Annotated in this window: 14 protein-coding genes; 5 read left to right on the top strand and 9 right to left on the bottom strand. The window is 71.3% G+C overall.

Going from position 1 to position 14,315, the window contains the following annotated elements; genetic code table 11:
- Positions 1-103: 103 nt before the first annotated feature.
- The gene (locus AMYNI_RS49380) at positions 104-256 is read left to right on the top strand and encodes a hypothetical protein (RefSeq protein WP_020672863.1); all 153 of its coding nucleotides are present in this window, start codon (positions 104-106) and stop codon (positions 254-256) included.
- 39 nt (positions 257-295) lie between these two features.
- Here the strand turns inward: AMYNI_RS49380 and AMYNI_RS46105 are convergent, their stop codons facing one another.
- From AMYNI_RS46105 to AMYNI_RS0135435, 7 genes are all read right to left on the bottom strand, one after another.
- Entirely contained in the window at positions 296-1,138 is an 843-nt protein-coding gene (locus AMYNI_RS46105) for a hypothetical protein (protein WP_040407672.1), read from the bottom strand.
- A 2-nt stretch (positions 1,139-1,140) separates the two neighbouring features.
- Positions 1,141-1,536 (bottom strand): response regulator, encoded by a 396-nt coding sequence (locus AMYNI_RS0135460; protein ID WP_020672861.1) that lies wholly within the window; start codon positions 1,534-1,536, stop codon positions 1,141-1,143.
- Positions 1,533-2,699 (bottom strand): PAS domain-containing sensor histidine kinase, encoded by a 1,167-nt coding sequence (locus AMYNI_RS46100; RefSeq protein WP_245574085.1) that lies wholly within the window; start codon positions 2,697-2,699, stop codon positions 1,533-1,535. Before AMYNI_RS46100 ends, AMYNI_RS0135460 begins: the two co-directional genes overlap by 4 nt.
- Positions 2,666-3,106, bottom strand: coding sequence for an ATP-binding protein (locus AMYNI_RS0135450; RefSeq protein ID WP_040407666.1), 441 nt, complete (start codon positions 3,104-3,106; stop codon positions 2,666-2,668). The genes AMYNI_RS46100 and AMYNI_RS0135450 overlap by 34 nt, the downstream gene beginning before the upstream one ends.
- Positions 3,107-3,178: 72 nt before the next feature.
- Positions 3,179-3,856, bottom strand: coding sequence for a response regulator transcription factor (locus tag AMYNI_RS0135445; RefSeq protein ID WP_020672858.1), 678 nt, complete (start codon positions 3,854-3,856; stop codon positions 3,179-3,181).
- 97 nt (positions 3,857-3,953) lie between these two features.
- Entirely contained in the window at positions 3,954-5,144 is a 1,191-nt protein-coding gene (locus tag AMYNI_RS0135440; protein WP_026361342.1) for a zinc-dependent alcohol dehydrogenase, read from the bottom strand.
- A 63-nt stretch (positions 5,145-5,207) separates the two neighbouring features.
- The gene (locus tag AMYNI_RS0135435; RefSeq protein WP_020672856.1) at positions 5,208-7,154 is read right to left on the bottom strand and encodes an aconitate hydratase; all 1,947 of its coding nucleotides are present in this window, start codon (positions 7,152-7,154) and stop codon (positions 5,208-5,210) included.
- A gap of 59 nt (positions 7,155-7,213) precedes the next feature.
- Between AMYNI_RS0135435 and AMYNI_RS0135430 the strand changes: the two genes are divergently transcribed.
- Genes AMYNI_RS0135430 through AMYNI_RS0135415 form a run of 4 tightly spaced genes read left to right on the top strand, consistent with a single transcriptional unit; the run spans position 7,214 to position 12,407 of the window.
- Positions 7,214-8,056 carry an alpha/beta fold hydrolase gene (locus AMYNI_RS0135430; protein ID WP_020672855.1) on the top strand — a complete coding sequence of 281 codons (843 nt, stop codon included), beginning with the start codon at positions 7,214-7,216 and terminating at the stop codon, positions 8,054-8,056.
- A 29-nt stretch (positions 8,057-8,085) separates the two neighbouring features.
- Positions 8,086-9,876, top strand: coding sequence for a thiamine pyrophosphate-requiring protein (locus tag AMYNI_RS0135425; RefSeq protein WP_020672854.1), 1,791 nt, complete (start codon positions 8,086-8,088; stop codon positions 9,874-9,876).
- Positions 9,877-9,893: 17 nt separating this feature from the next.
- On the top strand, positions 9,894-10,961 hold the full coding sequence (locus tag AMYNI_RS0135420) for an Rv2629 family ribosome hibernation factor (protein ID WP_020672853.1): 1,068 nt from the start codon (positions 9,894-9,896) through the stop codon (positions 10,959-10,961).
- A gap of 60 nt (positions 10,962-11,021) precedes the next feature.
- Complete coding sequence (locus AMYNI_RS0135415) at positions 11,022-12,407, top strand: MFS transporter (RefSeq protein ID WP_020672852.1); 1,386 nt, start codon at positions 11,022-11,024, stop codon at positions 12,405-12,407.
- On the opposite strand, the gene AMYNI_RS46095 is transcribed toward AMYNI_RS0135415, so the two are convergent.
- Together AMYNI_RS46095 and AMYNI_RS0135405 are read right to left on the bottom strand one after the other, a co-directional pair.
- Positions 12,404-12,718: an ANTAR domain-containing protein gene (locus AMYNI_RS46095; RefSeq protein WP_020672851.1), complete on the bottom strand. Its 315-nt coding sequence runs from the start codon at positions 12,716-12,718 to the stop codon at positions 12,404-12,406. The two genes, AMYNI_RS0135415 and AMYNI_RS46095, sit on opposite strands and share 4 nt — an antisense overlap.
- 72 nt (positions 12,719-12,790) lie before the next feature.
- Complete coding sequence (locus AMYNI_RS0135405; protein ID WP_026361341.1) at positions 12,791-14,254, bottom strand: aminotransferase class I/II-fold pyridoxal phosphate-dependent enzyme; 1,464 nt, start codon at positions 14,252-14,254, stop codon at positions 12,791-12,793.
- Positions 14,255-14,315 lie beyond the last annotated feature (61 nt).

Below are 14,315 nucleotides of genomic sequence, written 5' to 3'. Positions count from 1 at the left end.
TGGGCGAGGCTTCACCGCCTCGCCCAGGTTCGCAGGCGCGGGTTGAACCGGTCGTCTCGGGGTACTCGGATTCGGGAGTATCGCGATCGAGGAGGCGGCCACGATGAGCACCGACGAGTTGACCGACGGACTGACCCGGCGGGAAACCATCCCGGCGCCAAGACCGGCGGAGCCCGATTCCGCTGTGGTGCCCAAACAGCCCATCGAGTACGACCCGGAGGCGCTCGAGCCGACGATCGTCCTCGGCCGGGAGTGACAAGGGTCCCGATGGCGCCGGGGTGTTCCGCCCCGGCCATCAGGACCGAACCGAACGAAGGGCGCGGGCCGCGCGGTCGACCGCGTCCTCCGCTCGGGTCTGCGCGCGCTCGGCTGCCCGCAGCTCGTGGCGCAGCGCGGCGGTCTTCCGCTTCGCCTCCGCCGCTGCCCGTTCGGCGTCGGTGAGAGTCTTCTTCGCGGCACGTTCGGCTTCGGCCTGCTTCCGCGCGCGCTCGGCCTTTCTGGCGCGTTCGGCCTTCTCCTTGGCGCGTTTCGCCCGTTCGGCCTCGGCCGTCCGGCGTGCCGTGTCCGCTGCGGGACGATCCGGCCCGGAGCGGGCCGGTCGCTCGGGCGCGGTCGGCTTGGTCGGTTTAATCGGCTTGGTCGGCTTGGTCGCTGACAGCAGCCAGGACTCGGCGGCGCCGGCGGGCGTGCTCAACGACCTGCCCAGCCGTCCGACGAGCAGTTCCGGGCCCGCGTCCGGATCGACCACGGCCGCGTTCAGCGTGTCCTCCAGCTCGGCGGCGGTGCCGGCGCTGAGCTGGCCGAGCTGACCTGCCAGCGCACGGGCGCCGGCGAGCAGCTGCCGGACCAGCCGGGTGCGTTCCTTCGAAAGCTCCTGCAGGGAAGGTCCCCGGCCCGCCCGGTGCGCCTCGCGCAGGGACTCCCCCACCTCGACGAGCCGCGCCACCTCATCGCGATGGGCACGGACGAGTTGGTTGGCCAGCCAGGCGGCGCTGGTCGGCTTGGGCAGCGCCTTGATCTTCGCGGCCACCCCGGCGGCACCGGCGGACCGCGCCTCGGCGTGCCGTTCGTTCCTGGCCGCGACGAACTCCGCGCGCGGCAGCGCGTACAGCTCGTCCGCGACCGCTTCGAAGTCCACCCTCACTGCATACCGGGTGCCCCGAGCCGGCGCACGGTTTCCACGATCTCGCGGTTGGACACGCCCTTGATCAGGTAGCTGCGCACGCCCGCTCGCGCCAGCTCCTGCCGGGCGCCCGCGTCGTCGTAGGCGGAGAACACCATCAGCCGGGTGTCCGGCGAACGGCGGCTGAGCTCCCTGGCCACCAGCAGGCCGCCACCACCGGTCATCCGGACGTCGAGCACCGCGACCGTGGGCAGGTGCAGCTCGCCGAGCGAGACCGCCTCCACCGCGTCACCCGCTTCCGCGATCACCTCGATGTCGGACTCGGACTCCAGCACCTCGCGCAGCGCGCCCCGGATCATCGGATCGTCGTCGACGATGAGCACCCGCACCGCGGCACCGCCCGGCTTCGTCACCAGACGCTCCCGTCGATCGTGCCGACGTCCTGGGGCGCCGAGGGTACCCAGAACTCGACCACGGTCCCGGTGGCGGCACCGGTCGCCTGCCACCAGCCACCGGCGCTCTCCGCCCGCTCGCGCATGTAGAGCAGGCCGAAGTGGCCGAGCTCGCCGACGCCATCCGCGCCCGGCAGGCCGACCCCGTCGTCCTGGACCCGGACCAGCACTCCGCCGTCCAGCTCCCGCATCGACACGTCGACCGTCGTCGCCATGGCGTGCTTGCGCACGTTGGTCACCGCCTCCTGGATGATCCGGTAGATCGTCACCGCGGTCTCCGGCGGCAGGTCTTCGGGGAGCTCGGCGTGCAGCCGGAAATCCAGGTTCCCCTCGTCCGTCACCTGGGCGAGGTGTCCGCTCAGCACGTCGGCGAGGCCACGTTCGCCGAGTGCCGGCGGCTGCAGCCTGGAGACCAGGTTGCGCAGCCGCACGGTGGTCTCGTCCACGGTCTCCGCGAGCCGGTGCACGGTCTGCCGCAGCCCGCCGACCGGGGCGTTGCCCTCCAGCAGCTGCAGCCGCATGCCCACCGCGACCATGGCCTGGATGGCGTCGTCGTGCACGTCCCAGGTGATCCGCCGGCGTTCCGCCTCGTGCGCCTCGACCAGGTGCGTGAACAGCCGGCGGCGCTCGACCAACTTGTGGTTGGCTTTGACCCGCTCGGTGAGGTCCCTGGTGACCTTGCCGAAGCCCTGCAGCTCGCCGTGCTCGTCGAAGAGGGCGGTGATCACCACGTTGGCCCAGAAGCGGGAGCCGTCCCGCCGCAGCCGCCACCCCTCGTCCTCGAACCGCCCTACGGCCGTGGCCTCCCGGAGCTCGTAGGCCGGTTTGCCGGTGGCCAGGTCCTCCGGTGGGTAGAACACCGAGAAATGGCGGCCGATGATCTCCGTCGCCGGGTAGCCCTTGATGCGCTCCGCCCCGATGTTCCAGCTCGCCACCCGGCCGGCGGTGTCCAGCATGAAGATCGCGTAGTCCACCGCGCTCTGCACCATCAGCCGGAAGGACGCGTCCGAAAGCGCGTCCGGCCGAAGGGGATCAGGTTTGGCCGAGCTGCTCACGCCCCAGCCTTGCACGACGGGCGCCGGCATGCCGGTCAGCTCGCGGCGGGCCCGGCCTCCAGCTCGCACCACACGACCTTGCCCCGCGCCAGCCGCCGCACCCCCCACTCGACCGCCAGCCGCTCGACCAGCTGAAGACCCCAGCCGCCTTGCTGCCCGCCGGTCCGGCGCACCGGAAGCCGCGAGCTGGAGTCCGCCACTTCGATCCGGATCCGGTACCCCAAAAAAGGCAGAGAAGACACAGACGAACCGGCCGAGCGTTCGTCGTGCACGGTGCGCACGGTCAGCCGGGGACGGCCGGTGGTGTGCCGGAGTACGTTCGCGACCAGCTCGGAGGTGACCTGCATGGCGTCCTCGATCGGGCCGGTGCATCCCCAGGCGGTCAGCGCGCCCGCGACGAACCGGCGCGCTTCAGCGTCGCTGCCCAGTTCCGCGGGCAGCGTGGTGGCCGCCTCAGCACGGAGAACGTCGTCCATCAAGTGCATGGTCAGCTGGACCGGCGAACTGGCACAAGAAGCACCCGCTTCTGTCATCCTGATGCAGACGCATCAGTCGAGCAGCCCTTGCCTCCTGGCCACGGCGACGGCTTCGAGTTTGGAGTGCGCGCCCAGTTTCGCCAGTATCCGCTGCACGTGGTTGCGCACCGTGTTGCGGGCGAGGCTCAGCCGCCCGGCGATCTCCGTGGTGGTGACCCCGTCCGCGAGCAGCACCAGCAGTTCGTGCTCGCGCGGGGTCAGCCCGGCCGTGCCGCCGGAACGGCCGGTCAGGCGGTCCAGCATCTGCAGCAGGGTGCCGCCGAAGACCGCCTCGCCGCCGGCCACCCGGCGGACCGCGGCGGCGAGGTCGGCAAGGCCGGCGGACTTCACGAGCAGGCCCGCTCCCCCGGACTCCAGCACCCTGCCCGCCATTTCCTGGTTCGCGTCGCCGGTCAGCACCAGCACGCGGGAGTCCGGGCTGGCCTCCCGGAGCTCGCTGATCGCGGGGATGCCGTCGCCGTCGGGCAGCCGCCGGTCCAACACCACCACCTTCGGGCGGTGCCGGGCCACCTGCCGGAAAGCCTGCTCCAGCGAGCAGGCACGGGCCACGATCTCGATGTCCTCCACCGCGTCGAAGGCCAGCGTGATGGCCTCGGCCACCATGTCGTGGTCTTCCACCAGCAGGACGCGCACCGGGTGGCCGGGCCGCTCCCGAGGCTTTCCGGACGCGGCCGCCCGCGGCTCACCCATCAGGCGCCACCTGGTGACACCACGCGAAAGGCGGCCGGGGTCCCATATCCCGACCGTATCCCGGCGGCAGGGCGGACGGAAATCGCGGTGTCCCCGCTCATCGGTTCGGCTGCAGCAGCACTTTGATCGCGCCATCGCGCTTCTGCTGGAAGATCTCGTAGCCGTGCGCCGCCTGTTCGAGCGGCAGCCGGTGGGTCGCGAAACCCTCCACACCGAGCGGATCCCCGGCTTCGGTGAGCACCGCCATGATGTCGTCGATCCAGCGGCGCACGTTCGCCTGCCCCATCCGGAGCTGGAGCTGCTTGTCGAACAGGTCCATCATCGGCAGCGGGTCGAGCATGCCGCCGTAGACCCCGCTCAGCGAAATGGTCCCGCCGCGGCGCACCGCGTCGATCGCCGCGTAGATCACGCTCAGCCGGTCGATACCGGCTTTCTCGGTCAGCTTCGCCGCGACCGGACCGGGCAGCATGCCCATCAGCTGGTGTGCGAGCTTGCCGAAGGGCGCACCGTGCGCCTCCATACCCACCGCGTCGATCACCGAGTCCGCGCCACGGCCACCGGTCAGCTCCCTGATCGCGTCGCCGATCTCGTCGTGGTCGCGGAGGTCCAGGGCGGTCGCGCCGTGCGCCCGAGCCAGTATCAGCCGCTCGGCCACCAGATCGACCCCGATCACCGCACCCGCGCCGCGGTGCTGGGCGATCCGGCAGCACATCTGGCCGATCGGGCCGAGCCCGAAGACGACCACGCTGCCGCCGTCCGGGATGTTCGCGTACTCGACGGCCTGCCAGGCCGTCGGCACCACGTCCGAGAGATAGACGAACCGGTCGTCCGGCGGGCCGTCCGGCACCTTGATCGGCCCGTACTGCGCCTGCGGCACCCGCAGGAATTCGGCCTGACCGCCGGGAACCTGGCCGTAGAGCTTGGTGTAGCCGAACAGCGCGGCGCCCTTGCCGCGCTCGCGGACCTGAGTGGTCTCGCACTGGGACTGCAGCCCGCGGTCGCACATGTAGCAGTGCCCGCAGGAGATGTTGAACGGCACCACCACCCGGTCGCCCGGCTTGAGGCGACCCACCTCGGCACCGACCTCTTCGACCACGCCCATCGGTTCGTGCCCGAGCACGTCACCGGGATCGATGAACGAACCGAGCACCTCGTACAGGTGCAGGTCCGAACCGCAGATCCCGCTGGAGGTGACCCGGACGATCGCGTCGGTGGGTTCCTGGAGCACCGGGTCGTCCACGGTGTCCACGCGGACGTCACGTTTTCCTTGCCAGGTCACGGCCTTCATGGGGCTCCCTTCACCGGAGTCGGTCCAGCCACGGGTTCCCCCGGCCGTGCCGGGTAAACCGGCTCAGCCGGCCCGGCGGGCCAGCAGCGGGATCCGCCCACCGGCCAGCACCGCTTCCACCTGCCGCTCGGACAGCCGGTGCGCCAGGCGGTAGTCCTCGGCCTTGGTGACGTTGTGCACGGTGATACCGCTGCCACCCGGCAGTTCGCCGCGCAGCGCGGACAGCCTCAGGGTGTCGCCCCGCTCGATCCGGTCGTAGTCCGCCGGGTCGGTGAACTCCAGTGCCGGCACGCCGAAGTTGGCCAGGTTCTGCCAGTGGATCCTGGCGAACGACTTGGCGATCACCGCGCGCAGCCCGAGGTACCGAGGGGTGATCGCGGCGTGCTCCCGCGACGAACCCTGGCCGTAGTTCTCGCCCGCGACCAGCACGTGCCCGGAGCCGTCGGCCAGCTCGGCTGCCTTCTCCGGGTACTGCTCGTCGATCCGGGTGAAGGTGAACTGGGACAGCTTCGGCACGTTCGAGCGGAACGGCAGCGCGCGGGCACCGGCCGGGGAGATCTCGTCGGTGGACACGTCGTCGCCCAGCTTGAGCAGCACCGGCGCTTCGATTCGGTCGGGCAGTTCCGGGAAGTCCGGCAGCGACGAGATGTTCGGGCCCTTGACCAGTTCCTCCCGCTCCGCGTCCGCCGGTTCCAGCGGCGGCACCAACATGTCCGTGTTCACCGAGGCACGCCCGCCCAGCCGCAGGTCCGGATAGGACAGTCCCAGCTCGCGCGGGTCGGTGATCATCCCAGTCAGCGCCGCGGCGGCCGCGGTCTCCGGGGAGCACAGCCAGACCGAGTCCTCCCTGGTGCCGGAGCGGCCGGGGAAGTTCCGCGGGAAGGTGCGCAGCGAGTTCCGGCCGGTGGCTGGCGCCTGGCCCATGCCGATGCAGCCCATGCAGCCCGCCTGGTGGATCCGCGCGCCTGCCGAGATCAGCGCGAAGGTGGCGCCGAGCTTGGTCAGGTCGGCGAAGATCTCCCGCGACGACGGGTTCACGTCGAAGCTCACCGTGTCCGCGGTCTGCCTGCCGCGCACCATCTCGGCGGCGATCGCGAAGTCGCGCAGGCCGGGGTTCGCCGAGGAGCCGATCACCACCTGGCTCACCTCGGTCCCGGCCACCTCGCGCACCGGCACCACGTTGCCGGGCGACGACGGCTTGGCGATCAGCGGTTCCAGCGCGCCGAGGTCGATCTCGTCCTCGACGTCGTAGCTCGCGCGCTCGTCCGCCACCAGCTCGCGGAAGTCGTCCGCCCGGTCTTCGGCGCGCAGGAACTCGCGCACCGCGTCGTCGGCGGGGAACACCGTGCTGGTCGCGCCGAGCTCGGCGCCCATGTTCGCGATCACGTGCCGGTCCATCGCGGTCAGCCCGGCCAGGCCCGGCCCGTGGTACTCGATGATCCGGTTCAGCCCGCCCTTCACCCCGTGCCGCCGGAGCATCTCCAGCACCACGTCCTTGGCGGAGACCCAGTCCGGCAGCCGCCCGGTCAGCCGGACGCCCCAGATCTCCGGCATCCGCAGGTACAGCGGCTGCCCCGCGATCGCCATCGCCACCTCGAGCCCGCCGACGCCGATCGCCAGCATGCCGAGCGAACCCGCCGCGCAGGTGTGCGAGTCGGAGCCGACCATGGTCTTGCCGGGTATGCCGAAGCGCTGCATGTGGGTGGGGTGGGAGACGCCGTTGCCCGCCTTGGAGAACCACAGCCCGTAACGGCGGCAGGCGGAGCGGAGGAACTCGTGGTCCTCGGCGTTGCGCTCGTCGGCCTGCAGCAGGTTGTGGTCGATGTACTGCACGCTGACCTCGGTGTGCGCCCGGTCCAGCCGCAGCCCTTCCAGCTCCTGCATGACCAGCGTGCCGGTGGCGTCCTGGGTGAGCGTCTGGTCCACCCGCAGGGCGATCTCACCGCCCGCCACCGGCTCACCGCCGACCAGGTGCTCGTTGATCAACCGCGCTGCGACCGTACCGCTCATGGCCGGGGGTTACCCGTTTCTGCGCGACCCGAAAACCCGGACCCGCCATACTCGGCCGGGTGAACCACGAGGTGCGGGCCGACGACGGCTGCCGGCTCTGGGCGGCCGAACTTGGCGAGGGCGAGCCGCTGATCCTGTGTCACGGCGGCCCCGGGCTGTGGGACATGTTCGACGGCCTTGCCGCCGAACTCGCCGGCCGGATGCGGGTGATCCGCTGGGACCAGCGCGGCTGCGGCCGCTCGGAGCGCCGGGGACCGTACTCCCTGGAGCGCACCCTGCGGGACCTGGACGCGGTGCGGCGGCATTTTCACCTGGCGCGGCCGGCGGTGCTGGGGCACTCCTGGGGCGCGCAGCTCGCCCTGCGGTACGCGCTGGAGCACCCGGACCGGGTGCGCAGGCTGGTCTACGTGTCCGGCACCGGTCTCGGCCGGGACTGGCATCTCGCGTACGAGCGAAACCTCGCGGCGCGCCTCGGTCCCGAGCTGGCCAGGGTCGCTGAGCTGTCCGGCCGCGAACGCACCGAGGACGAGGACCGCGAGCTGGCCGTGCTGCAGTGGTCGGCGGACTTCGCCGATCCGGCCGGCGCCCGCCGGCACGCCGAGCGGATGGCCACGCCCTGGTTCGGGATCAACTACGAGTGCAACGCCACCATCAACGCCGAGGACCGGACCGCCACCTGGCACGAACCCCGGCTCGTCGAAGCCTGCCGAGGGCTGACCGTACCGACGCTGATCGTGGACGGCGCGAAGGACATCCGGCCCCGCCGGGCGGTGGACTCGCTGCACCAGGCGCTGCCTGCGGTGACCAGGGTGGTGTTGCCGGACGCCGGGCACGTGCCCTGGCTGGAGGCGCCACAACGGTTCCACTCGGTGCTGACCGGGTATCTGCTCGGTCCCGTTTAGCGATCGATCTTCCGCGGTACCCGAGACCCATGAGCGAAACGGTCGCGGACTACCTACTGCAACGCCTGCGCGACTGGCAGGTGCCGCAGGTGTTCGGCTATCCGGGCGACGGCATCAACGGACTGGTCGCCGCCTTCGCGAAAGCCGGCAACGAGCCGCGTTTCGTGCAGGCGCGGCACGAGGAGATGGCCGCGTTCCAGGCGGTCGGCTACGCCAAGTTCAGCGGCGAGGCCGGGGTCTGCCTTGCCACCTCGGGACCGGGCGGCATCCACCTGCTGAACGGGCTCTACGACGCGAAGCTGGACCACGTGCCGGTGGTCGCGATCGTCGGGCAGACCGCCCGCACCGCGATGGGCGGCAGCTATCAGCAGGAGATCGACCTGCAGTCCCTGTTCAAGGATGTGGCCAGCGAGTACCTGGTCGAGGTGAACGTGGCCGAGCAGCTGCCGAACGCACTCGACCGGGCGATGCGCACCGCGCTGGCACACCGGGCGCCGACCGCCCTGATCATCCCCGCGGACCTGCAGGAGGAGCCGTACAGCCCGCCGCGGCACGAGTTCAAGCACGTGCCGTCCAGTCCGCCGGACCTGCCACGCGCCAGTGTGCTGCCCCCGTCCGAGCAGCTCGCCAAGGCGGCCGAGGTGCTGAACTCCGGGCAGAAGGTGGCGATGCTGATCGGGCAGGGTGCGCGGAACGCGGTGACCGAGGTGCGCAAGGTCGCCGAGCTGACCGGCGCCGGGGTGGCGAAAGCGCTGCTGGGCAAGGACGTGCTGCCGGACGACCTGCCGTACGTGACCGGTTCCATCGGCCTGCTCGGCACCCGGCCGACCTACGAGCTGATGCGCGACTGCGACACCCTGCTCATCGTCGGCTCCAACATGCCCTATGCCCAGTTCCTGCCCGGATTCGGCCAGGCTCGCGGAGTCCAGATCGACATCGATCCGCGCTTCATCGGCATGCGCTACCCCACCGAGGTCAACCTGCTCGGCGACGCCAAGAGCACACTTCAAGCGCTGATCCCCTTGCTGGCAGGCAAAACCGACCGGTCATGGCAGCAGAACCTGCGGCGGTCCGTGACGAGCTGGTGGCAGACCATGGAGCAGCAGGCGATGCTCAGCGCGGACCCGGTCAACCCGATGCGGGTCGTGCACGAGCTGTCCCAGCGGATTCCCCAGGACGCGATCGTCACCGCCGACTCCGGCTCGGCCGCAAACTGGTACGCCAGGAACCTGCGGATGCGCGGCCGGATGCGCGGTTCGCTGTCCGGCACGCTGGCCACCATGGGCCCCGGGGTGCCGTACGCGATCGGCGCCAAGTTCGCCCATCCGGACCGGCCGGTGGTGGCACTGGTCGGCGACGGCGCGATGCAGATGAACGGCATGGCCGAACTGCTCACCATCGCTCGATACTGTCCACTGTGGACCGATCAGCGGTGCGTGATCTGCGTGCTGCACAACGGCGATCTGAACCAGGTGACCTGGGAACTGCGCGCGATGGGCGGGTCGCCGAAGTTCGAGGAGTCCCAGTCGCTGCCCGAGGTTTCTTATGCCGCCTTCGCCGAGAACGCCGGACTGGAAGGCATTTCGGTGACCGACCCGGAACTGCTCGGCGACGCGTGGGACCGCGCTTTCGCCGCGGACCATCCGGTGCTGCTGGACGTGCGCTGCGACCCCGAGGTGCCGCCGATCCCGCCGCACGCCACCTTCGAGCAGCTCAAGTCGATGACCGAGGCGGTGCTGCGCGGGGAGCCGAAGGCCTGGCAGCTGATCACCATGGGCATCAAGACCAAGGCGCAGGAGTTCCTGCCAGGCAAGCGCTGAGTTTGGAGGGAGACACGGTGCACACCAAGGAATTGCGCGCACTGGCCGAGGAAACCGGCCCCTTCGCGTCGGTGTACTTCGAGGACTCGCACGACACCGCCGACGCCGAGAAGCAGCTGGAGCTCAAGTGGCGCGAGCTGCGGACCGAGCTGGCCGGCCATGGCGCCGGCGAAGTCGTACTGGATCGGCTCGAGCACAGCGTCTTCGACCAGGAGCGTCCCGTCGGCCGCAGCGCCCGCGCGCTGGTGGCCACGGAGGACCGGCTGCTCGTGGACCAAGAACTGACCTGGCCACCGGCGGCCCCGGTGGCCAGGTTTTCCACCCTGCCCTACCTGCTGCCGCTGGTCACCGGCGGCCGTCGCGGCCCGTCCTACCTGCTCGCGACCGCCGACCGGGTAGGCGCCGAGATCTCGGTGGTGGACGAAGCCGGCCGGCCGCTCGAAGCCGAGGCGGTGGAGGGCGAAGACCACCCGGTGCACAAGGTGCGCGGCGGCGGCCTGTCCCACCGGCGGATCCAGTCCGCCGTGGAGGAGACCGTCCGGCACAACCTCGAGGACGTGGCCGAGGAAGTCGCGAAGGTGGCGGCCCGCACCGGCGTGCAGCTGATCGTGCTGGCCGGTGAGGTGCAGGCACGCACCCAGCTGCGGGACGCGCTGCCCGAGCAGGCTCGCCGGATGAGCACCGAACTGACCGGAGGCGAGGTGGAACGGGAACTCGACGAGCTGCTCACCACCTGGCGCCTTGGTGCGCTGGATGAGCTGGCCGAGCGGTTCCGGGCCGAGTCCGGCCGGGACACCGGGCTAGCCGTGCAGGGGCTGACCGCCGTGACCACCGCGCTGCGCGAGGGCAATGTGGCGCACCTGCTGGTCACCGAGCCCGGTGCGGAGACCGTGCACCGCGGCGCCGGGGCCGCCCAGGTCGCGGCGAGCGCCACCGAGCTCAGCGCACTGGGCACCGCGGAGGCCGAGCACCGGGCCGACGAGGCGGTGCCACTGGCCGCACTGGCCGTCGGTGCGGAGATCACCGGTTTCGACGAGCGGCTGCGGCTCACCGACGGCTTCGGCGCCCTCCTGCGACACGGCTGACCCGGCTCAACGCCGGAAAAGGGTTCGGGCCTGCCACCGGTGGGCCGCTAACGTGCGGGCGTGATCAAGCGGGTATTCGTGCTGGGCATCGTGCTGCTGTCGTCGCTGACCTTCCCGCTGACGATCACCGGCGCGTCGGTGGCACTACCGGACATCCAGTCCGACCTCGGCGCCGGACTCGCCGCCACGCAATGGGTGGTGAACGGGTACAACGCCTGCTTCGCGAGCTTCCTCGTCTTCACCGGCTCCCTTGCCGACGTGCTCGGCAGGCGCCGCGTCTTCGCCTGCGGCGTGGCATTGTTCTGCGCCGGCGGCCTGGTCAGCGCCTTGGCCGGGAACATCCTGCTGCTCAACCTGGTGCGGGCGGCCGGTGGCATCGGTGCGGCCGCCGCGGTGACCGGCGGTTCCGCGATCCTGGCCGCGACCTTCCACGGCCCGGCCAGGGTGCGGGCGTTCGGGCTGCTCGGCACGGTGCTCGGGGCCGGGCTCGCGTTCGGGCCCACGATCGGCGGGCTGCTGGTGGACGCCTTCGGCTGGCGGGCCGTGTTCGCCGCCCCGGTCGCGCTGGCCGCACTGGTCCTGCTGCTGGTGCCGGTGCTGCCGGTGGCACGCGGCGAAGGCGGGCGCACCATCGACTGGGCCGGTGCGGCCCTGTTCACCTCCGCGCTGCTGCTCTTGATCTTCGCACTGGCCGAGGGGCCGGAGCTGGGGTTCGGCAGCCCGGCCATCGTCGGCGGGTTCGCCGTGGTGGTGCTGCTCGGGGCGGCCTTCGTGCTGGTCGAGCGCCGCCGGGCCGAGCCGATGTTCGAGCTGGCGCTGCTGGCCAACCCGCGGTTCCTCGGCCCCGCGGTTGCCGCCGGCGCCATCGTCGTCGTGCTGGTGCCGCTGCTGGTGTTCCTGCCGTCCTACCTGATCTCGGTGGTCGGCCTGGACGCCGGGCAGGCGGGCAGCTGGCTGCTGCTGCTGACCGCGCCGACGGTGGTGCTGCCCTCGGTCGGCTCGGCGCTGGCCAGACGGCTGCCGGTGGTGCTGCTGACCGCCGGCTCGGTAGCGGTCACCGGGGCCGGCGTGCTGCTGCTGGTGACCATCGGCCCGGAGAGCACGCCCCTGCTGCTGGCCGGGCCGCTGCTGCTCACCGGCGCCGGCTTCGGGCTGTCCACCGGGCTGCTCGACGGGCTCGCCATCAGCAGCGTCCGCCCGGAGCAGTCCGGCACCGCGGCCGGCATGTTCAACACCGCCAGGCTGGCCAGCGAGACGATCGGCATCGCCGTGGTGGGCGCGATGCTGGTGGCGCTCAGCCGCGGCAGGCTGACCGGCGCGCCCTACACCGGCGCGCTGCACACGGTGTGCCTGGTGCTGGCCGGTTTCGCGCTGGTGGCCACGCTGGGCGTGGTCGCCCTGTCGCGCCGGGCGGACCGGCTCTCCCCCGCGCGGGCGGGCGGTTAGCCGGGTTCGACGCCATCCGGCCGGGTGAGGGATTCGAGCGTGCCGAGCACCGCGGCGGTCGAAGCGTCCCGGCCCGGTCCCGGCAGGCTGTCGCTGCCGGCGGACAGCACGATCGCGGCGACCTCGTGCAGCTTGGTGTTGGACAGCTGGGACACCTCCCGCAGCAGGGCGAACGCGCCCTCGTCGTCCAGGTCGTGCAGCAGCATCAACATGCCCTTGGCCTGCTCGATGACCGGCTGGGACGCGAGCTGCCGGCGGCGCTGTGCCAGCTCGGACCGGACCTCGTCGAACTCGTCGTCGGTGTGCCTCACGCGCAAATATTGCCATGCGCCCGCGAACCCGCAACCGCCGTCCTCCCCTGGCTGGGAAACCAGGGCGATCCGCTACCTGGCCACCACGCGAATCGTGTCCAGGCGCGGGTCGGCGGCGTCCGGGATCAGCATGCCCGCTTCGACTCCCGAACGCAGATAGTCCACGGCCGCACGGGTGATGACCTCTCCCGGCAGCAGCACGGGCACACCGGGCGGGTAGGGGCTGGCGGTCTCCGCCACCGTCCTGCCAACCGCTCGCGCGGCATCGACGTCCTCGGTGGGCCCGAAAAAGGCATCCCTTGGCGACATGGCCTGCTCCAGCTCCAGCTCACCGGGATCGGGCAGGTCGACGGGTTTCGCGACCGGTACCTCGGCTATCCAGTCCGCCAGTGACCGGATAGCGCCGACGAGCCGTCCGGCGGTGTGCTCGTCGTCCGCGATGGTGAGCTGGGCGGCCATCCGGCGATGGTCGGACAGACCCATGTCGATCCGATGATGCGCACGCAGCCACCGGGCGGCGTCGTAGCCGGACCGGTCCAGACCTGCCAGGTCGATGATGATCTTCAGCGGGTCCTGGTCGTCGGCGAGGCCGGCACCGACCAGATCATCGCGGCTCATCACCCGCACCCCCGCGATGCCGTCCAGCTCGGCACGGGTAGTGCGGGCCAGGTCCATCGCGGCGGACAGCAGCCCGTGGCCGTGTTCGACCATCTGGCGCCGCCAGCCGTCGAGGCCGGCGTAGATCAGCGAAGACGGGCTCGTCGTGTCGAGCAGATCGGCGCGGGCGGCAAGCACCTTCGCCTCGACCCGGTCGCCCTGCAGGTGGTAGACCGACCCCTGCTCCAGTCCGGCGCCCATTTTGTGCACGCTGGTGACGCACAGATCGGCGCCGGCGTCCATCGCCCATGACGGCAGGTCCCGGTGGAACGGCAGGTGCGCGCCCCATGCCTCGTCGACGATCAGCGGACGGCCGCTGGCGTGGCAGATGGCCGCGGTCTCGCCGATATCGGCGCAGGCGCCGTAGTCGGTCGGCGTGATGAGCAGCATGCCCTTCGCGTCCGGATGGTCGCCGAACAACGCGCGCACCGCGTCCGGTCCCGGCGGATGCGCCAGGTTCAGCTCGCCGTCCCAGCGCGGATGCACCCAGACCGGCTCGACCCCGCTGATGATCAGCCCGGCCACCACCGACTTGTGCGCGTTGCGGGAGACCAGCAGCTTCTCCCCTGGCCCGGCGACCGAGAGCATCGCGCTCTTGACCGACAGCGAACTGCCGCAGGTGGAGAAGAAGGCCCGGTCCGCGCCCACCGCGTCGGCCATCAGCTCCTCGGCCTCGGCCAGCACGCCGTGGTTCATCGCGCGGTCGTCCAGCCCGTTCAGCAGGATGATGTCGGAGGCGAACACGTCCCGCCCGACCACTTCGGCCAGCCGGGGGTCCACTCCGCGTCCCTGCTTGTGTCCTGGTGGGAGAAATGTGAGGTGATCCAGCTCCCGGTAACGCCGGATGGCTTCGATCACCGGCACGCGCGCATGATCCATCACGGCACCGGGTACCCACCCGCTTCGGCCGCAAACGCCGTCGCGCTCCGCCGGGCGAGCA

The organism is Amycolatopsis nigrescens CSC17Ta-90, from assembly GCF_000384315.1.
Taxonomy (GTDB): Bacteria; Actinomycetota; Actinomycetes; order Mycobacteriales; family Pseudonocardiaceae; genus Amycolatopsis; species Amycolatopsis nigrescens.
The sequence above is the reverse complement of the archived record's forward strand: the minus strand, read 5'-3'. Positions and strand labels throughout refer to the sequence as shown.

What these genes read in the sequence shown, in the direction of transcription:
- AMYNI_RS49380 (WP_020672863.1), top strand. Translation starts at nt 104, where the DNA reads ATGAGCACCGACGAGTTGACCGACGGACTGACCCGGCGGGAAACCATC.
- AMYNI_RS0135450 (WP_040407666.1), bottom strand. Translation starts at nt 3,106, where the DNA reads ATGGACGACGTTCTCCGTGCTGAGGCGGCCACCACGCTGCCCGCGGAA.
- AMYNI_RS0135445 (WP_020672858.1), bottom strand. Translation starts at nt 3,856, where the DNA reads ATGGGTGAGCCGCGGGCGGCCGCGTCCGGAAAGCCTCGGGAGCGGCCC.
- AMYNI_RS0135440 (WP_026361342.1), bottom strand. Translation starts at nt 5,144, where the DNA reads ATGAAGGCCGTGACCTGGCAAGGAAAACGTGACGTCCGCGTGGACACC.
- AMYNI_RS0135435 (WP_020672856.1), bottom strand. Translation starts at nt 7,154, where the DNA reads ATGAGCGGTACGGTCGCAGCGCGGTTGATCAACGAGCACCTGGTCGGC.
- AMYNI_RS0135425 (WP_020672854.1), top strand. Translation starts at nt 8,086, where the DNA reads ATGAGCGAAACGGTCGCGGACTACCTACTGCAACGCCTGCGCGACTGG.
- AMYNI_RS0135405 (WP_026361341.1), bottom strand. Translation starts at nt 14,254, where the DNA reads ATGGATCATGCGCGCGTGCCGGTGATCGAAGCCATCCGGCGTTACCGG.